The sequence below is a fragment of the Brevundimonas sp. genome, from assembly GCF_044239655.1.
Lineage (GTDB): Bacteria > Pseudomonadota > Alphaproteobacteria > Caulobacterales > Caulobacteraceae > Brevundimonas.
This window is the reverse complement of the sequence record NZ_JBIIAY010000013.1, coordinates 23,222-41,762: the sequence shown is the minus strand read 5'-3', so window position 1 is coordinate 41,762 and position 18,541 is coordinate 23,222. Positions and strand designations below refer to the sequence as shown.

General features: G+C 68.1%; 18 protein-coding genes and 1 pseudogene. 14 read left to right on the top strand and 5 right to left on the bottom strand.

Features of this window, described 5'->3' with window-relative positions:
* The 14 genes and pseudogenes from ACILQR_RS03290 to ACILQR_RS03225 form a co-directional block, all read left to right on the top strand.
* Positions 1-287: DUF3168 domain-containing protein (locus tag ACILQR_RS03290; protein ID WP_395650079.1), on the top strand; the 287-nt coding region annotated here is incomplete at its 5' end.
* Positions 288-299: 12 nt separating this feature from the next.
* The gene (locus tag ACILQR_RS03285; RefSeq protein WP_395650078.1) at positions 300-716 is read left to right on the top strand and encodes a phage major tail protein, TP901-1 family; all 417 of its coding nucleotides are present in this window, start codon (positions 300-302) and stop codon (positions 714-716) included.
* Positions 716-1,006, top strand: coding sequence for a GTA-gp10 family protein (locus tag ACILQR_RS03280; protein ID WP_395650077.1), 291 nt, complete (start codon positions 716-718; stop codon positions 1,004-1,006). The genes ACILQR_RS03285 and ACILQR_RS03280 overlap by 1 nt, the downstream gene beginning before the upstream one ends.
* On the top strand, positions 1,003-1,194 hold the full coding sequence (locus ACILQR_RS03275) for a phage tail assembly chaperone (RefSeq protein WP_395650076.1): 192 nt from the start codon (positions 1,003-1,005) through the stop codon (positions 1,192-1,194). The genes ACILQR_RS03280 and ACILQR_RS03275 overlap by 4 nt, the downstream gene beginning before the upstream one ends.
* A 206-nt stretch (positions 1,195-1,400) precedes the next feature.
* The gene (locus ACILQR_RS03270) at positions 1,401-1,931 is read left to right on the top strand and encodes a phage tail tape measure protein (protein ID WP_395650075.1); all 531 of its coding nucleotides are present in this window, start codon (positions 1,401-1,403) and stop codon (positions 1,929-1,931) included.
* 70 nt (positions 1,932-2,001) lie between these two features.
* Positions 2,002-2,619, top strand: coding sequence for a TIGR02217 family protein (locus tag ACILQR_RS03265; RefSeq protein ID WP_395650074.1), 618 nt, complete (start codon positions 2,002-2,004; stop codon positions 2,617-2,619).
* Between the two features lie 142 nt (positions 2,620-2,761).
* On the top strand, positions 2,762-3,415 hold the full coding sequence (locus ACILQR_RS03260; protein ID WP_395650073.1) for a DUF2163 domain-containing protein: 654 nt from the start codon (positions 2,762-2,764) through the stop codon (positions 3,413-3,415).
* A complete protein-coding gene (locus ACILQR_RS03255) occupies positions 3,412-3,843 on the top strand; it encodes an NlpC/P60 family protein (protein ID WP_395650072.1) in 432 nt (143 codons plus the stop codon). The genes ACILQR_RS03260 and ACILQR_RS03255 overlap by 4 nt, the downstream gene beginning before the upstream one ends.
* 64 nt (positions 3,844-3,907) lie before the next feature.
* Positions 3,908-5,907 (top strand): annotated as a pseudogene (locus ACILQR_RS03250) (glycoside hydrolase TIM-barrel-like domain-containing protein); the annotation flags it as partial.
* 3 nt (positions 5,908-5,910) lie between these two features.
* A complete protein-coding gene (locus ACILQR_RS03245) occupies positions 5,911-7,635 on the top strand; it encodes a phage tail protein (RefSeq protein WP_395650080.1) in 1,725 nt (574 codons plus the stop codon).
* Between the two features lie 96 nt (positions 7,636-7,731).
* Positions 7,732-8,685: a DnaJ C-terminal domain-containing protein gene (locus tag ACILQR_RS03240; protein WP_395650071.1), complete on the top strand. Its 954-nt coding sequence runs from the start codon at positions 7,732-7,734 to the stop codon at positions 8,683-8,685.
* A 2-nt stretch (positions 8,686-8,687) separates the two neighbouring features.
* Positions 8,688-9,851, top strand: a complete 1,164-nt coding sequence (locus ACILQR_RS03235) for a phosphoserine transaminase (protein WP_395650070.1) — start codon at positions 8,688-8,690, stop codon at positions 9,849-9,851.
* A 74-nt stretch (positions 9,852-9,925) separates the two neighbouring features.
* Positions 9,926-11,221: an adenylosuccinate synthase gene (locus ACILQR_RS03230; protein ID WP_271145019.1), complete on the top strand. Its 1,296-nt coding sequence runs from the start codon at positions 9,926-9,928 to the stop codon at positions 11,219-11,221.
* Positions 11,222-11,298: 77 nt separating this feature from the next.
* On the top strand, positions 11,299-12,105 hold the full coding sequence (locus ACILQR_RS03225; RefSeq protein ID WP_395650069.1) for a two-component system response regulator: 807 nt from the start codon (positions 11,299-11,301) through the stop codon (positions 12,103-12,105).
* 72 nt (positions 12,106-12,177) lie between these two features.
* Here the strand turns inward: ACILQR_RS03225 and rpoH are convergent, their stop codons facing one another.
* The 5 genes from rpoH to ACILQR_RS03200 form a co-directional block, all read right to left on the bottom strand.
* The gene (gene rpoH / locus ACILQR_RS03220; RefSeq protein ID WP_395650068.1) at positions 12,178-13,065 is read right to left on the bottom strand and encodes an RNA polymerase sigma factor RpoH; all 888 of its coding nucleotides are present in this window, start codon (positions 13,063-13,065) and stop codon (positions 12,178-12,180) included.
* Between the two features lie 195 nt (positions 13,066-13,260).
* Positions 13,261-13,953, bottom strand: coding sequence for a hypothetical protein (locus ACILQR_RS03215; RefSeq protein WP_395650067.1), 693 nt, complete (start codon positions 13,951-13,953; stop codon positions 13,261-13,263).
* A 68-nt stretch (positions 13,954-14,021) separates the two neighbouring features.
* Complete coding sequence (locus tag ACILQR_RS03210) at positions 14,022-15,035, bottom strand: RluA family pseudouridine synthase (RefSeq protein ID WP_395650066.1); 1,014 nt, start codon at positions 15,033-15,035, stop codon at positions 14,022-14,024.
* Between the two features lie 76 nt (positions 15,036-15,111).
* Positions 15,112-16,197: a class II fructose-bisphosphate aldolase gene (gene fba / locus ACILQR_RS03205; protein ID WP_395650065.1), complete on the bottom strand. Its 1,086-nt coding sequence runs from the start codon at positions 16,195-16,197 to the stop codon at positions 15,112-15,114.
* Between the two features lie 429 nt (positions 16,198-16,626).
* Positions 16,627-18,471: a PPC domain-containing protein gene (locus ACILQR_RS03200; protein ID WP_395650064.1), complete on the bottom strand. Its 1,845-nt coding sequence runs from the start codon at positions 18,469-18,471 to the stop codon at positions 16,627-16,629.
* Positions 18,472-18,541: the final 70 nt, after the last annotated feature.

Genomic DNA, 18,541 nt, shown 5'->3' with positions numbered 1-18,541 from the left:
CGTATCCGAACCTGAGAATCGGCCGGTCGCAGAGCCGGCCGGTGGCGGCGGACGCGTGCGGGATCGAGCACACCCTGACCCTGCACTGCGTGTCGCGCTTTGCCGGGACGGAAGAGGCGCGGGCGATCTGTGCGGCGGTGCGGGCGCGGATCGAGGAGGCTGTGCTGGAGGCGGACGGCGTGAAGACGGTCAGTTTGAGGGCGACGTTCGTCGATGTGTTTCGCAGCCAGGATCTGCGGCGGACCTATGGGGTGATCCGCGTGCGCGCGATCACCGAAGACATCTGAGGAGACGAGGACATGGCGGCACAACGCGGCAAAGACATCCTGCTGAAGATCGGTGACGGAGGCGATCCGCAGGTGTTCACGACCGTGGCGGGCCTGAGGGCGCGGACGATCTCGCTGAATGCAAAGACGATCGATGCGACCGACGGCGACTCGGCCGGCCGGTGGCGCGAGCTGTTGAGTGGTGTGGGCGTTCGCTCGGCGGCGGTGTCGGGGCAGGGGGTGTTTCGGGATGCTGCGTCCGACGCCGCGATCCGGGAAGCGTTCTTTGCCCAGGCGGCGCAGACCTGGCGGTTGATCGTGCCGGACTTCGGCACGCTGGAGGGGCCGTTCCTGGTGACGGCGCTGGAATATGCCGGCGAGCATGAGGGCGAGGCGAGCTTCGCCATGAGCCTGGCCAGCGCCGGCGAAATCACATTCGGAGCGGCCTGATGAGCAATGGAATTCGCGGTGAGGCGCGGGCGGTGCTGGCGGGGGTGGAGCGGACGCTGTGCCTGACGCTGGGGGCGCTGGCGGAGATCGAGACGGCGCTGGGCGTCAACGGGTTTGCCGAATTGGCCGAGCGGATGCGGTCGTTGTCGGCGCGCGATCTGGTCGTGGTGCTGGCGGCGCTTCTGCGGGGCGGCGGTGAGGATGATCTGGCCGAGGCGCTGGGTCGGTCGGCGATCGATCCCAAGGAGGCGGCCGAGGCGGTGGCGACGGCGTTCAGCGCTGCGCGATGACGGCCGATGCGCAGACTCCCTGGGCGGCGATGCTGGGCGAGGCGGTGAGGCTGGGGGTGATGCCCGAGGCGTTCTGGCGGCTGTCGGTCAGGGAATGGCGGATGCTTACCGAAAGGCCCGGAGCTGGGGCGGGTGCGCTGGGGCGGGACGGGCTCGAGCGGCTGGCGCAAGCGTGGCCGGATGAGTGAGGTGACCCTCTCCCCTTGTGGGAGAGGGAGGCCGCGCACGGCGGCCACTTGACCGTCGTCCTGGCGCGGGCGGGTGAGGGGTGGGCGGTTCAGGTGATTCACCGGACAGTTGAACCCCTCACCCTTTCGCGCAAGTCCGATCGCTGCGCTCTCGGGCGCTCAAGCCCTCTCCCACAAGGGGAGAGGGGGCGACGAGGAGGATATTCATGACCGACACATACCAACCCGATGGCCTGGATGCCGTGCCGATCCGCGCGGCGGAGGCGGCGGCGGCGCTGGAGGCGCTGAGGGAGCCTGCGGAACGGGCGGCGTCCTCGATCGAGGACGCGTTCGGAAGGGCCGGCGAAAGCCTGACACGGTCGCTGGCACGGGCGGCGGCGGACGGGGAGATCACCCTGGCCGAACTGGCGCGGGCGGTTCTGACGGCGGTGAACGCAGCGGCCGGAGGCCGGGGCGGCGGCGGGTTGGGGGAGGCGATCGCCCAGGCGGTCGGCGGTGTCTTCTCGGGCGCGCGGGCGGACGGGGGGGCGGTGCTGGGCGGCGGGGCCTATCTGGTCGGGGAGCGGGGGCCGGAGGTTTTTCGGCCGTCGTCCGCAGGCTCGATCGAGGCGGTGGGATCGGCACCGGTGACGGTCAATCTGAAGATCGACGGTGGGCTGCCGGGGCTGCTGAGGTCCGAGGCCCAGATCGCGCAGATGCTGGCGCGCGCAGTGGCGCTGGGAAGCCGCAGATTTTAGGGCGCTACCGCTCGCGACGCGGTCGCTCGCTGCTTGAGCGCGAGGCGCTCGCTGACAAGGAGATTGCGGCATGGCCTTTGACGAGGTGAGCCTGCCGGCGCGGCTGGCGTTCGGATCGACGGGCGGGGTGGAGCGACGGACCGAGATCGTGACCCTGGCCTCGGGCCACGAGCGGCGCTCGACACCGTGGGCGATGGGGCGCAGGCGGTATCTGATCGGGGCAAACCTGAGATCGCTCGACGACATGGCGGAACTGACGGCCTTCTTCGAGGCACGGCGGGGACGATTGAACGGGTTCCGGTTCCGGGATTTCGCGGATTTCAAGTCTTGCGGGCCGGGCGCGAGTGTGGCGGCGACGGACCAGGCGCTGGGCGTCGGGGACGGGGCGCAGACGGTGTTCTCTCTGGTCAAGGCGTACGGCGATCAGGGCCGGACGATCGGCAAGCCGGTGGCGGGATCGGTGAGGGTCGCCGTCGGCGGCGTGGAGCTGCCCGGGGCAGCGTTTGAGGTCGAGACGACCACGGGGGTGGTGGCGCTGGATGCGGCGCCCGGCGTCGGGGTCGCGGTCACGGCCGGGTTTCTGTTCGACACGCCGGTGCGGTTCGATGCGGACCGGATCGAGGTGACGCTGGAGAGCTTCGGCGCCGGGCGGATGACGGCCATGCCGCTGATCGAACTGCGGATCTGAGGCGATAGATCCTCCCTCCGTTGGGGGAGGTGGCGCGGCGCGTCTTGCCGCCGTGAGGAGGGGGTTCGATGCGAACGCCGGTGTATGGGGTTGGCCCCCTCCACCGCTTCGCGGTCCCCCTCCCCCAATGGGGGAGGATTGAGTGCGAGACATTCCGGAAGAGATGGTCGCCCGTATCGAGAGCGAGGCGGCGACGCTGTGTCATGCATGGTTGCTGTCGCGCGGCGACGGGGAGCGGGTCGGGTTCACGGATCATGACCGCGACCTGCAGATCGAAGGCGTGCTGTGCCGGGCGGCGAGCGGCTGGACGGCCGGGGCGCGGGACGGGGCGGTCGGTGGCGAGGCGGGGAGCGTCGTGGTCGGCGGGGCGCTGGATGAGGACGGGTTGGTCGAGGCCGACATCGTGGCCGGTGTCTGGGACGGCGCGCGGTGCGAAGCGTGGCGGGTGGACTGGCGGCGGCCGGACCTGAAGGTGCGGCTGTGGCGCGGGACGGTATCGAAGATCCGGCGCGAGGGCGAGGCGTTCGTGGCCGATCTGGAGGGGCCGTTGGCGGCGCTGGATCGGGTCGTCGGGCGGACCTATAGGCGGCAGTGCGATGCGGTGCTGGGGGACGTGCGGTGCGGCGTGGACCGCGAGGCGTTTCCGGGCGTGAGTTGTGACAAGGCGTGGGCGACCTGCACCGCCGTGTTCGGCAATGGTGCCAACTTCCGGGGCTTTCCTGACATTCCGGGCGACGATTTCCTGACGGCCTATCCGGCCGAAGGCGGGCGGCATGATGGCGGGAGCCGGCGATGAGCGCGGTCGTGGAGGCGGCGCGGGGCTGGCTGGGGACGCCGTATCGACATCAGGCGAGCCTGAAGGGGCAGGGGGCGGATTGCCTGGGCCTGGTGCGCGGGGTGTGGCGCGAGGTGGTCGGCGAGGAGCCGGAGGTGCTGCCGCCCTATTCGCCGGACTGGGCCGAGGTCGGGGGCGAGGAGCTGTTGCTGGGCGCGGCGCGGCGGTGGCTGGTCGAGGTTTCCATCGTTGAAGCGCGGCTGGGCGACGTGATGGTGTTCCGCATGACGGCGGGGGCAGGGGTCAAGCACTGCGCGATCCTGAGCGAAACGGCCGGGCCGGAGTGGCGGATGATCCACGCCTATTGGGGCCGGGCGGTGGTGGAGAGCTGGGTCGGGCCGTGGTGGCGACGGCGACTGGCAGCGGTGTTCCGGCTTCCGGACAACTGAACGGATTTGGACAGGTCCCGGCTCGGCCTCGCTGGGCGCGTTGGCCGAGGATGACGAGGTTTGAATGGCGCAGGTAGTTCTCGGCGGCATCGGTGGGGCGCTGGGCGGTGGGGTCGGTCGGGCGATCGGGGCGGCGCTGGGCGGGGCGGTCGATCGCGGGCTGGTCGCGTCGCTGTGGCCGGCGCGGCAGGTGGGGCCACGCATCGAGACGCTGAAGGTGCAGTCGTCGGCGGACGGGGCACCGATGGCCTGTGTCTTCGGGCGGGCGCGGGTGACGGGGCAGGTGATCTGGGCCGCGCGGTTCCTGGAGCGGCGTCAGGAGAGCCGGGGCGGCAAGGCCGGGCCGAGGACGGTCGATTACCAGTATTCGCTGAGTTTCGCGGTGGGGCTGTGCGAGGGGCCGATCGACGGGATCGGGCGGGTCTGGGCGGATGGGCAGCCGATGGACCTGTCGGGCGTGACGATGCGGGTGCATCGCGGGACCGAGGACCAGACGCCCGATCCTCTGATCGAGGCGGTCGAAGGCGCGGCTCCGGCCTATCGCGGGACAGCCTATGTGGTGTTCGAGGATCTGCCGCTGGGGCCGTTCGGGGATCGGGCGCCGCAGCTGAGTTTCGAGGTGTTTCGCAGGCCTGAGGGCGATGGGCTGGAGGAGCGTCTGGAGGGGGTGTGTCTGATCCCCGGGGCCGGGGAGTTCGTGCTGGCCGACGAGGTCGTGCTGAGGCGCGACGGGCTGACGAGGACGACGGCGGAGAACCTGAACAACGCCGAGGGTCGGGCGGACCTGATCGTGTCGCTGGATCAGCTGGAGGCCCAGTGCCCGAATCTGAAGCGGGTCAGTCTGGTGGTCGGGTGGTTCGGCGACGATTTGAGGGCTGGGCATTGTCGCGTGAAGCCGGGCGTCGAACGGCGCGACAAGGCGACGGAGCCGCAGACCTGGTCGGTGGCGGGACTGGGGCGGGACGAAGCGCATCTGGTGACCCAGATCGGCGGCGCACCGGCCTATGGCGGGACGCCGTCTGACGAGAGCGTGCGACAGGCGGTGGCGGCGCTGAAGGCGCGGGGGTGGGCGGTGACCCTGTATCCGTTCGTGTTCATGGACATCGCGGCGGACAATGATCTGCCTGATCCCTATGGCGGTGAGCGGCAGGCGGCCTATCCGTGGCGCGGGCGGATCAGGGGCGATGACGGGGCCGCTGCGTCGGCGCAGGTTGCGGCTATGTTCGGGTCGGCGTCGGACTGGGGCCTGCGGCGATTGGCGCTGCACTATGCGGTGCTGGCGGCCGAGACGGGGGCCGACGGACTGCTGATCGGGTCGGAAATGCGGGGGCTGACCTGGACGCGGGATGCGGCCGGAGGCCATCCGGCGGTGGAGCAATACCGGACGCTGGCGGCGGAATGCCGGGCGATCGTGGGCGACGCGGTCGAACTGTCCTATGCGGCCGACTGGTCGGAATATTTCGGGTTCCGGCCGGGAGATGGGTCCGGCGATGTGGTGTTCCATCTCGATCCGCTGTGGGCCGATGCGGCGATCAGTCATGTCGCGATCGACTGGTATCCGCCTCTGGGAGACTGGCGGGAAGGCGACGGCGGGGTCGATGCCGAGACCTGGGCATCGGCCAGCGACCCGGACTATCTGGCGGCGCAGGTCGCGGGGGCGAGGGGTTCGACTGGTTCTATGCCGATGCTGAGGATCGCGCGGCGCAGGTGCGGACGGCGATCGTGGACGGGGCGCATGGCGAGGACTGGGTGTTCCGACCCAAGGATCTGGTCGGATGGTGGTCGAACGCGCATCATGACCGGCCGGGTGGCGTGAGGTCAGCGACGCCGACGGCGTGGATGCCGGGGTTGAAACCGATCCGGCTGACCGAGTTCGGCTGCGCGGCCGTGGATCGCGGGGGCAATGCGCCCAATCTGTTCCAGGACCCCAAGAGCGCCGAGAGCGCCCTGCCGCCCCATTCGACGGGCGCGCGGGACGACCGGATGCAGCGGCGGGCGGTCGAGGCGGTGCTGAAGCATTTCGCCGAGCCGGCCAACAATCCTGTGTCGGAGGTCTATGACGGGCCAATGTTGGACGGGGCCGACGTCTGGTGCTGGGACGCGCGGCCCTATCCGGCGTTTCCGGCCAGGGCTGATGTCTGGACGGATGCGGGGGCGTGGCGGGCCGGGCATTGGCTGAACGGGCGGCTGGTCGGGGATACGTCCGATATCCTGGCGGCGATCCTGCGTCGCGGCGGGGTGGACGACGAAGATTACGTGATCGGGGCCACGGATCGGGCCGTGCAGGGGTTCGTGATCGATCGGCCGATGCGGACCCGAGACGCTTTGGCACCGCTGTTGACGGCGCTCGGCATGACCAGCGCGGAGCGGGTCGGCAAGATCGCTCTGATCGGGTCGGACAGCGCTGCGGTGGCGATCGATCCGCAATCGCTGGCGCTGCCGGACGAGGGGGCGGAAACGGTTCGGGTCCGGACAGGGGCAGCGGCCGTCGGGACGGCGCGGGTGCGCTTCATCGACGACAGCGCCGACTATCAGACCGGCGCCGTGACGGTGCGCAGCGATGCCGAGGGCGATGCGATCGATCTCGATTTGCCGGTCGTGTGTGGGTTGGGCCTAGCCACTGCGGTGGCGAACGATGCGTTGAACGATGGTGTGGCGGATACGCTGGCCCTGTCTCTGGGTCCGGTCGAGGCGATGCGGCTGGAACCCGGCGATGTCGTCAGTGTCGATGATGTCGAGGGCGTCTGGCGCATCGATCGGCTGGAGATCGCGGAAACGACGACGGCGACTCTGTCGCGTCATGAGGTCGGGGCGGTCGGCGAGGATGGGATGGGTCGGTCGGTCGGTGAGACGCCGCGCCCTGTCGGGGCACCGTTTCTGACCATCCTCGATCTGCCGCCGCTGCCGGGGCACGAGGGCGATGATCGGCCCATTGCCGTGGTCGCGGCCGATCCCTGGCGGCCGATGGCGGTCTGGTCCGGTGGAAGCTTTGACGCGCTGACCCTGCGGGGTGCGGCCCTGTCGCCGGCGCGGGTCGGGGTGTTGGAAGAGCCACTGGTCGCGGGTGTGATCGGGCGTTGGGATGAGGTGAATACGATCACTCTCCGGGTCGAGGGCGGGGCACCGGCGAGCCTGTCGGATGCGGCCGTACTGGGCGGGGCCAATGCCGTGGCGATCGAGACGACGGCGGGATGGGAGATCGTGCAGTTCCGACATGCCGCCCTCGTCGGGGGATCGACCTGGCGATTGAGCGGGCTGTTGCGGGCCCAGCAGGGAACCGAGTTGGAGATGGAGGCCGGAGCCGCCGTCGGCGCGACCGTGGTGTTTCTGGGTGACGATCTGACGCGGGTCGAGATGGCGGCCGATGAACGCGGCCTGCCGATGGTCTGGCGCGCGGGCCCGAGAGGAGGACCGGCGGGCGGTACGGCTGTGGCCGAGCGCGGCGTCGTCGTGACGGGGGTGCATCATCGGCCTTTCCGACCGGCGCATCTGCGGGTGAGTGAGATTGCCGAGGGCGCGCGCATCGCCTGGACCGCCCGGATGCGGACGAGTGGCGACGTCTGGGAGGGCGAACCGGTCGCGAGCGATCCTCTGCGGTTCCGGGTCAGGGTCTTCGACGGCGGGGATGTCGTTCGCCAGTTCGAGGTCGAGGGGAGTGAGGCGGTCTATGCGGCGGCCGAGATCGCGGCCGACTTTCCGGGCGGTGTCGGGCCTTCGGCGCGGATCGGCGTGGCGCAGTCGGACGGCAGAATGGGGTGGGGCGGTGAGGCCACGGTGGCGTTCGCAGGCTGAAAGCCCATTGCTTTGACGCGCTCATGGCTTAACTGACGCTCACGGTCAGGCGGATGACGCCGTGATGACGGCCGGGCTTGAAGGAGCAGATCAGACGTGGCGGGCGATCCCTACAAGGAACTTGGCGTTTCCAGGGGCGCGAGCGCGGACGAGATCAAGAAGGCGTTCCGAAAGCTGGCCAAGGAACTGCACCCCGACACCAATCCCGGCGACAAGGCCAAGCTGGAGCGATTCCAGCGGGTGACCGGCGCGTTCGACGTTCTGGGCGACAAGGAAAAGCGCGCCAAATACGATTCGGGCCAGATCGACGCCGATGGGCGTGAGCAGTACGCGGGAGCGACCGGCGGACGCGGCAGCCCGTTCGGCGCGGGCGGCGCGGGCGGATTCGCCGGGGGCTTTGGCGGGGGACCTCGTCATGAGGGCGGACCGGGCGGCCGGGCCAGTTTCGACAATATCGATCTGGAAGAACTGTTTGGACGGTTCGGCGGCGGTGCCGGTGCCGGTGCAGGCGGCGGCGGGGGACGTGCGGCGTTCGGGCGCGGCCAGGACGTGCGGGCTTCGCTCGAAATCAGCCTGGAGGACTCGATCGCCGGGGCGACGCGTCGAATCCAGTTCTCGGACGGCCGGACGCTGGATGTCACTATCCCGAAAGGCGCCACGGACGGTCAGACGATACGGCTGCGCGGACAGGGAACGCCGGGACGGACCGAGCCGGGCGACGCCCTGATCGAGCTGAAGATCGCGGTGCATCCGGTGTTCAAGGTGGACGGTGCCGACCTGACCATGGATCTGCCGGTGTCGGTGCCCGACGCGGTGCTGGGCGGCAAGGTGCAGGCGCAGACGCCCGAGGGCGTCGTGTCGGTGACGATCCCCGCAGGATCGAACTCGGGCCAGACGCTGAGGTTGAAAGGTCGCGGCGCCATGGTCGGCGGGCGCCGAGGCGACCTGAAGGCACGGATCGTGGTGATGCTGCCTGATACGCCCGATGAGGCGCTGAAGGCCTTTGCCCAGGAGTGGCGCGACAAGCGCCCCTACAAGCCGGGACGCTAACGATGACGATCAAGCCGAGTGTGAGGCCGGCGAGGCCCTGGTTCAGCGCGGGTCCGACGGCGAAACGGCCGGGCTATTCGCTGGCGGGATTGCCGCAAAATCTGCTGGGCAGGGGCATCCGTGCGCCCGAAGTCGTCGCACGGTTCGCCGAGGCGCTGACCCTGACGCGGCGGTTGCTGGAAGTCCCCGGGGATTTCCAGATGCTGTACGTGCCGGGCTCCCAGACCGGTGCGATCGAGGCGGCACTGTGGGGCATGCTGGGCGAGCACCCGGTGCAGGTCGTGGCGTTCGAGAATTTCGGGAAACAGTGGGAAACGGCGGTCAAGGACCGGCTGAAGCTGGAGCCTGAGGTGCTGTCGGCGGGGTGGGGCGACCTGCCCGACCTGACCCGGGTCGATCCGAAGAAGGATCTGGTGTTTCCCTGGAACGGGACGACGGCGGGGGTTCGGGTGCCGAACGCCGACTTCATCTCGGCGGATCGCGAGGGCATCGTGATCTGCGATGCGACCTCTGCGGCATTCGGCATGCCGCTGGACTGGGCCAAGGTGGATGTGGTCGGGTTCTCGTTCCAGAAGGCTCTGGGCGGGGAAGCGGGGATCGGCGTCCTGTGCCTGTCGCCGCGCGCCGTCGATCGGCTGGATAGCTACACCCCGGATCGGCCCCTGCCCAAGGTGCTCAAGCTGACCGACGACAAGGGCCGGTTCGACCGAGCCCTGGCCACGGGCGTGGTCGTCAACACCATGTCGGTTCTGACGATCGAGGACTGGATCGATGCGGTGGAATGGGGGCTGTCGGTAGGCGGCCTTGCCGAACTGCATCGCCGGACGGACGCCAACTTCGCCGTGCTGGAAGCCTGGGTCGAGCGGACGCCCTGGATCGAGTTTCTGGCCAACCGGCCGGAGACGCGTTCAACGACGTCGGTCTGCCTGAAGATCGTCGATCCGCGTGTGGCCGGTCTGGACGAGGCGGGGCGGTACGCCTTCGTCATGCGGATGAAGGCTCTGCTGGAGGCCCAGGGCGCGGCGTTCGACGTCGAATCCTATCGCAAGGCGCCGGCCGGATTGCGACTGTGGTGCGGGCCGACAGTGGAGACGGCGGACGTCGAGGCCGTGACGCCATGGCTGGATTGGGCGTTCGAGACGGCGGTGGCGGAACTCGACGCTTAAAAAGCGTGGTTCAGGACGACACCGGACGATTCCCCGTCTATAGGCTGCGCCCGCATCAGGCGGAGACGAATCCTTTGGCGAACGTGGCGGTAGTCGGAGCCCAGTGGGGCGACGAGGGCAAGGGCAAGATCGTCGATTGGCTGTCGAACCGGGCAGACATGGTCGTGCGGTTCCAGGGCGGCCATAACGCCGGCCATACGCTGGTCGTGGACGGCAAGGTCTACAAGCTGGCGCTGCTGCCCTCGGGCGTGGTTCAGGGCAAGCCGTCGATCATCGGCAACGGCGTCGTCGTCGATCCCTGGCATCTGGTCGGAGAGATCGAGAAGATCGAGGCGCAAGGGGTGGCGATCAGCCCTGATGTGCTGATCCTCGCCGACAATGCCTGCCTGATTCTGCCCATCCACCCAGCCTTGGACGTGGCGCGTGAGGCGGCGGCGAGCGCGCCGGGTGCCAGGATCGGCACGACGGGACGGGGCATCGGCCCGGCCTATGAAGACAAGGTCGGGCGGCGCGCGATCCGGGTCTGTGACCTGGCCAATGCCGAAGACCTGAAGGTCAAGATCGACCGGTTGCGGGCGCACCACGATCCGCTGCGGCAAGGGCTGGGACTCGATCCGATCGATCCGGAAGCACTGCTGGCGCAATTGCTGGAGATCGCGCCGAAGATCCTGCCCTATGTCCAGCCAGCGTGGCGGGTTCTGGACCAGGCGATCAAGGGCGGCAAGCGGGTGCTGTTCGAGGGGGCGCAGGGCGCCTTCCTGGACGTGGACCACGGCACCTATCCCTATGTGACGTCGTCGAACACGGTGGCGGGGCAGGCGGCGGCGGGGTCCGGGATCGGGCCGCGCGGGGTCGGCTATGTGCTGGGGATCGTGAAGGCCTATACGACCCGCGTCGGCGAGGGTCCGTTCGCCTGCGAACTATTCGACGAGGTCGGCGAGCATCTGTCGACCGTGGGGCGCGAGGTCGGGGTCAACACCGGGCGCGCACGCCGTTGCGGCTGGTTCGACGCGGTGCTGGTGCGCCAGTCGGTGGCGATCAACGGCATCGACGGCATCGCCCTGACCAAGCTGGATGTGCTGGACGGGCTGAAGACGCTGAAAATCTGCATCGGCTATCGGATCGACGGCGAGATCGTCGACTATCTGCCGTCCAGCCTGAAGGCCCAGGCAGCGGCCGAGCCTGTGTTCGAGGAGATGGAGGGCTGGAGCGAAAGCACGGCCTCGGCGCGCAGCTTCCGGGACCTGAATGCGAACGCGGTCAAATATGTCCGGCGGATCGAGGAGTTGATCGGGGCCCCCGTGGCCCTGCTATCGACCAGCCCCGAACGTGACGACACCATCATGATGCGGGACCCGTTCCTGGGCTGACCGGCCGAAAAGACGCGGTTCAACATGGTCTTAACTGACTTGGGTTAAGGGTAACGCTTCAGTCTGGAGTGGTCCCCTTGTTTACAGCCGACGCCCGTGTTCTGAGCCGTATCGCCCCGTCGATTCAGCGCGTCGTCATCGCCGATCCGAACCTGGCGTCCGCGCGACTGCTGGTCGACCTCATGAAGAGCCTGGGCGCGCGCGAGGTCGCCACCGAAACGGACGAGGCGCGGGTCATGGAGGCGATCCGCGAAATCGAGCCTGGCCTGATCTTTACGGAACGTACCGGGCCGCGCCTGAATGGCGAGAACATCACGCGCAAGCTGCGGCGGTCGAACCTGCCCAGCCGGCGCGCGCCCGTCATCATGGTCACGGCGGACGCGACGGCCAGTACGATCAAGGGCGCCCGTGACTGCGGCGTCCATGAGTTCCTGAGGAAGCCCTTCACGTCAGGCGACCTGTTCCGCCGCGTCGAGAACGTGGCCCTCAAGCCGCGCGACTGGGTCGAGGGTGTCGGCTATGTCGGCCCCGACCGTCGGCGCTTCAACTCAGGCGAATATGCGGGGCCCCAGAAGCGCAAGGCCGACAAGCCGGCGTCGGCTGCCGATGCCGCGATCGCAGTCAAGGATCAGGCGATGCGGATTCTTGCCGCCGCTCTGGCCCAGTTTGACAATGACCCGCTGCAGGCCATCCGCGCGACTCGCACCCAGGCAGAGACCCTGAAAGCCTTGGCCATCAAGACATCCGACGCCAAGCTGGCCGTCGCTGCCTCCGGGCTGGAAGCCACGTTGCGCGCCGGGACATCAACAAAGGCCGCGCTGGTGGCCCCGATCAACGCCCTGCTCCTGCTGGCCGACCCGGAGCCTCTGTCGCGAGCATCCTGAGAAGGGTGGCGACGCTCGTTACGCGGTCACTTTCGTCTTGCATGAGGCAGAGACGTTGACCGCCAGTGGGCCTCAGGCGTCGATGAGGTTTCGTTCCTCGGCAGCGGCGCGCATGGCCTTCTGCAGCTTCTCGAAGGCGCGGACCTCGATCTGCCGCACGCGCTCGCGGCTCACACCATATTCACCGGCCAGTTCCTCGAGCGTGACGGGATCGTCCTTCAGTCGGCGCTCGGTCAGGATATGTTTCTCCCGATCGGTCAACTCGCCCATGGCCTCCTGCAGCAGGCCCATGCGCAGGGACTTTTCCTCGCTGTCGGCAAGGGCGGTCTCTTGCGAAACCGCCGTGTCGTCGGCCAGCCAGTCCTGCCACTCGCTCTCGCCGTCCGATCGGATCGGGGCGTTCAGCGAGGAATCGCCGGACAGGCGGCGGTTCATGTTGGTGACCTCTTCCTCCGACACGCCCAGCTTGGTGGCGATGGCAGAGAGGTGTTCGGGGTGCAGGTCGCCTTCCTCGAAGGCCGAGATCTGGCTCTTGGCCTTGCGCAGGTTGAAGAACAGCTTTTTCTGGGCAGCGGTGGTGCCCATCTTCACGAGCGACCAGCTGCGCAGGATGTATTCCTGGATCGAGGCGCGGATCCACCACATGGCGTAGGTCGCCAGGCGGAAGCCCTTGTCGGGGTCGAATTTCTTGACGGCCTGCATCAGGCCGACGTTGCCTTCGGAAATGACCTCGCCGATCGGCAGCCCATAGCCGCGATAGCCCATGGCGATCTTGGCCACCAGGCGCAGATGGGACGTGACCAGACGGTGGGCGCTTTCGGAGTCCTGATGCTCTGACCAGCGCTTGGCGAGCATGAACTCCTCGTCCTTGGTCAACATCGGAAACTTGCGGATTTCCGTCAGGTAGCGCGACAGGCCTTGCTCAGGCGACATCACCGCGAGTGATTTCATGGCAGCCATTAGATGGTCCCTCCGACCCGTAGAACGAGCGGGCTCTTCGGATACGACCGCCGAATGCGCGCCGCGTCCTCACCCCTCAACCGGTCAAGTGGCTATCGGTTTCCGCACATTGTAGGGGCGGATCGTCACACGTAAGCGTGACCGTGTTCCCGGCGCCACTCACGCCGATGCGGACCTATAACAAACAGTCCGTCCTTAATCAAGACTGACTTCGCGATGCCAGCGTCCGATCGGGCAGACTTCGCCCGGCAGGCCGGTCTCGCGGCTGAAGTCTGGTCGCCGATACAGGGTCCACGTCATCCAGCATTGTGTAGCGCTGCGGGTTCCAGGCGGCGTGCAGGCGCGTTGGGCCGTCAGGACTGCGGGTGCATACTCAGGACGTGTTACGCGCCATTCGCGATAGGCCGGCCGCTCCCGCAACAGGTTGCCATAGTAGCCGTTTCGGTCGTCGCGCCCGTCCAACGCAGTAAATTGCCGGGACGTCACCAGCTGGGTGGTCATCTCGCGAGCAGTGATGGCCTCCATCATCGCCTCGTCAGAGTCCAGCCAGAGGTCGCCGACCGAAATCGTGAATGCCCTGATTTCCGTCGCGTCGCCGCAGACCGCCACCGAGCCGGTCTTGCCACCTACGGCCAGCCAGCCGGTCCGGCGTGTCACGGGCCCGGGCGAGGCGGATGTGGGGCCGACCAGGTGCCAGTAGATATCGCGTCCGCCATGGACGCCGAACCCTGCCCATGTCGGTTGGCCGTATCGGGAATGCACCATGGCGTCGGCCAAGGCGCGGGCGATGGCCTGTTCCACCGTGGTCGCAAGCTCCCACGGCTGCTGTGCCGAAACAGGCCCCGACAGTGCGGACGACGCGGCGGTAAGAGCGAGGATCAGCTTCATGCGCGCCTCCTTGCGCCTGCGTATGATGTCGGCGTACGCGCTTCTACGCCCCTCCCGGAACCTGACGATCAGAGCGAGGCGAGAAGTGCCTCCAGCGATTTCATATCGGACGGAAGTTCGGTCTCGAACCGCAGTCGTTCCCCGGTGACGGGGTGGACGAAGCCGAGAACCGAGGCGTGGAGAGCCTGGCGGGTCAGGCCGGCCTCGGCGATGGCGGTGCGGACGGGGAGGGCAGGGCTGCCCGACCCATAGACGGCGTCGCCGAGGATGGGCGAACCCTTCGACGCCATATGCACCCGGATCTGGTGGGTTCGGCCGGTGTGCAGGGTACAGGCCACGCGGGAGGCCTTGGGCGGGTCGGTCAGGCGAAGGCCCAACCCAAAGACACTCTGAACCTCATAGTCGGTAATTGCCTCACGCCCACCGGCCTTCAGAACCGCCATCTTCTTTCGATCACCGTGTGAGCGGCCAATCTGGGTCTGGATGCGCCCGAGGCGGGGCAGAGGCATGCCCCGCACCAGGGCGATGTAGGTGCGTTCGATGTCGTGGGTCGCGAACAGGGCCGAGAGACCGGCGTGGGCGCGGTCGGTCTTGGCGGCGACCATCACGCCGGAAGTGTCCTTGTCGAGTCGATGGACGATGCCGGGTCGCGCCACGCCGCCGATGCCGGATAGAGACGCGCCACAGTGGGCCAGCAAGGCGTTGACCAGGGTGCCGTCCGGCGTGCCCGGCGCCGGGTGGGCGGCCATGCCGGCAGCCTTGTCGATGACGATCAGCTCGGCATCCTCGTAGAGGACGGTCAGCGGGATCGCCTCGGGCAGTGGCGTCGCCGAGATCAGGGCCGGCAGGATGACGTCGTAGTCGCCGGGCTCCGCCTTGGCCGATCCGTTGGACAGGACGCGTCCGGCGCGGCTGACGGCCCCGGCCTCGATCAGGGCCTGGATGCGGGCTCGCGACAGGTCGGGAGCGGCGTCGGCGAGGGCCTTGTCCAGGCGCAGGCCCGCAGCGCCGGCACCGACCTTGACGATCAGGGAGGCCGTAACCTCTTCGCCCTCGTCGTCGTGGTCGGCTGAATCCTGCATCAGCCGATACTAGGCGGTGCAGCCGCGTCGGGACAGCCCGCCCACCGATCGCGGTGGGCGGTTACAGTCAGGGCAATCAGGCGGCCTTGGCTGCGGCCTTGCCGAAATGCGGGTTCAGTTCGCCCGAGGCATAGCGTTTGGCCATGGTCGCGGTCGACAGGGGCGTGATCTTCGACGCCATGCCCTCGCAGCCGAACTCCTGGAAGCGCTGCTTGCAGACCTTGCGCATGGCCTCCTTGGCGGGCTTCAGATAGGCGCGGGGATCGAACTCGCCCGGCTTTTCGGCGAAGACCTTCCTGATCGCGCCGGTGATGGCCATGCGGTTGTCGGTGTCGATGTTGATCTTGCGCACGCCGTGTTTGATGCCGCGCTGGATTTCCTCGACCGGCACACCCCAGGTCTGGGGCATCTGGCCGCCGTACTGGTTGATGATGTCCTGCAGGTCCTGCGGCACCGAAGATGAGCCGTGCATGACCAGGTGGGTGTCGGGCAGGCGGCGGTGGATTTCCTCGATCACGTTCATGGCCAGGACCTCGCCGTCGGGCTTCCTGCTGAACTTGTAGGCTCCGTGCGAGGTGCCCATGGCGATGGCCAAGGCATCGACCTGGGTCTCGCGGACGAAGTCCACGGCCTGGTCCGGGTCGGTCAGTAGAGCCGAGTGATCCAGCTTGCCCTCGAAGCCATGGCCATCCTCGGCCTCGCCCATGCCGGTCTCCAGCGAGCCCAGAACGCCCAGTTCCCCCTCGACCGATACGCCGCAGCTGTGGGCCATCTGGGTGACGCGGCGCGTGACCTCGACATTGTATTCATAGCTGGCGGGGGTCTTGGCGTCCTCTTCCAGCGAGCCGTCCATCATCACCGAGGTAAAGCCGTACTGGATGGCGGTAGCGCAGGTCGCCGGGCCGTTGCCGTGGTCCTGGTGCATGCAGACCGGGATGTGCGGATAGAGCTCGGCCAGGCCGTCGATCAGCTTGGCCAGGATGATGTCGTTGGCGTAGCTGCGGGCACCGCGCGAGGCCTGGATGATGACGGGGGCGTTGACCTCTTCGGCCGCCTCCATGATCGCCAGACCCTGTTCCATGTTGTTGATGTTGTAGGCCGGCAGTCCGTACTCGAACTCGGCCGCGTGATCGAGAAGCTGTCGCAGCGTGATGCGCGCCATGGTGAAGACCCCTGATGTTCTGTTTTGTTTGGCGAAACCTGTAGCGGCGGTCGCGCGCGCTGTCACGCATTGTAACAGCCGGAGCGCGTCAGAAACGGAAGGGCGCGACTTCTTCGCAACCGCGCGAGGCTGCAGTCCGCGCGCGATCCGGCGCAATGGAGATGACGATGCGCCTGCTGCTGGCCCTTGGAGCGAGCCTCATCCTGACGGCCTGTTCGAGCGTCGATCCGTTCCCGAGCACCGATGAGCTATGCCGCGACTCCTCTCGCTGCACGCCACCCTGCGGCACCATGGCCACGGGATCGAACGGTCAGTGCTCCGCACCGGAGCATGGCGGCCGTACGCGAGGCTAGGGGGCGGCGGGTTCGCAAGCCCTGGTAAGCCGTGTCGGCGGAACCACGCTGCGATTCCGCCACGTCCGATCACACTCTAGGGCCGGCGTTCGACCGTCAGGGCATAGGCCCCGGTCTGGCCCATGGCGAAGCTGCGGGCGCGGATGACATAGGTGCCCGCCTCCTCGACCGTCCATTCGACCTTGGCATGGGTGTCCGACAGGCCGTCGTCGTCGGTGGTGACGCTGGTCCAGGTGCCGTCCTTGTCCTGGCCGATGTCCAGGAAGGCATCGAAATCGTTGGAGACAAGGGTGATGTTCAGCTTGTCGCCCTCGGCCACCTCGACCGCATAGGCGTCGAAATAGGACCCGTCGTCGGCCAGGCCGTCACTGTCGTCGAGCGTTCCGCGTGCTGTGGCACCGATCAGGATGCTGCCCGGTTCGGGCTGCGGACCCCGGTCGGTCAGTTCGATCGAATACAGGCCCTTCTCCTCGGACCCGAGCGGCGAGGCGCGGATCACATAGTCGCCGGCCTCGGGCAGGATGAAGTTGAGGCGCGAATCGGTGCCTTCGCCCAGGCCGTCATCGTCGGAGCCGAGAGGCTCGAACGCTCCCGCCCTGGAAATCTGCAGGTAGGCGTCGAAATCGCCCGAACGCATCACGACCTGGACCCGCGCGCCTGCGGCACCGGAGAAGGCGTAGGTGTCATAGCCGCGACCGTCGTCGTCGCGCGCACCGCCGGCTTCGATCTCGCCCTGGGTCACGGTGGCGAAGGGCAGGGGGGTCGGCGCGGGTTCAGGCGCGGCCTCGGCCAGGGCAACGGTGTAGGCACCGGTCGTGACGTCGCCGGTCGAGCGGACCTGGAGCGTATAGGTTCCGGCCTCGGCCAGGGTTGCGATCAGGCGCGAGTTGGTGCCCTCTTCCCCGCCGTCGTCGTCCTGGTCGATGCTTTCGCCGGCGGCGTTGAACAGCTCCAGATAGGCGTCGAAGGCGTCGGCGTTCAGGGTGGCGTCGATCCGCTGACCGGCAGCGGCCGTGAACGAATAGGCATCGGCGCGGGCGCCGCCGTCGTTGACCCCATCATCGGCGGAAAGTTCGCCCTCGGCGCTGGACCCGATCGCCAGCGGGGTTGCGGCCAGGGGCGGTGGGGCGTTGTCGAGCTTGATCGTATAGTCGCCGAGGCCGTCGGATCCGAGCGCCATGGCGCGGATGACGTATTCGCCGGCCCGTGGTGCCGTGAAGATCAGGTAGGAGTTCAGCTCGATGCCGACGCCGTCATCGTTGAAGGCGCTCTCGACGAACGAGCCGCCGGTCATCTGGCCCACGCGCACTACGGGATCGAAATCGTCGGCGTTCAGGCTGATGGCGAACCTCTGGCCCTCGGCGGCGCGGAAGGCATAGGCGTCATAACGGCCGGCGTCGTCCTCGGCTTCCGGATCACGGGTCGAAAGCGAGCCCTCGACCTCAGAGCCCAGGCGAATGCCGGTCGGGCGCGGGGCGCGAGGAGCCGGGCGGCGCTGGGCCAGCGAAAGGGTGTAGGCACCGCCTTCCAGTCCTGACAGGGTTCGGGCGCGCAGGGTGTAGGTTCCGTTGGCCGGGGCCACGAAGCGCAGCCGCGAATGGGTACCTTCGCCCAGTCCGTCGTCGTCCTCGGCCAGCGATTGGCCGTCAGGGCCTTCCTGACCCGCGGCGAAAACCTGCAGATAGGCGTCGAACGCGTCGGAGCGCATCACCGCCTCGAGCCGCTGGCCGCGACGCGCATTGATCTTGTAGTCGTCGTAGCGGTGCTGGCCGGTGTCTTCGGTGCCGAAGGTGGCGTCGCCGTCGTCAAGAGTGCCCGACACATCGCCGCCGACGCGGAGTTGGGGCGTCGACTGGGCGAACGCGCCCCCAGCCAGAAGGGCGGCCGCGCTGACGGTGGCGGCAAAGACGAAGCGACGCATGGAATCCCCCTGAATGTCGCCGCCACATAGACGCCGAACAGAGGCCACTGTAAATCGCCCGGACCTGAAC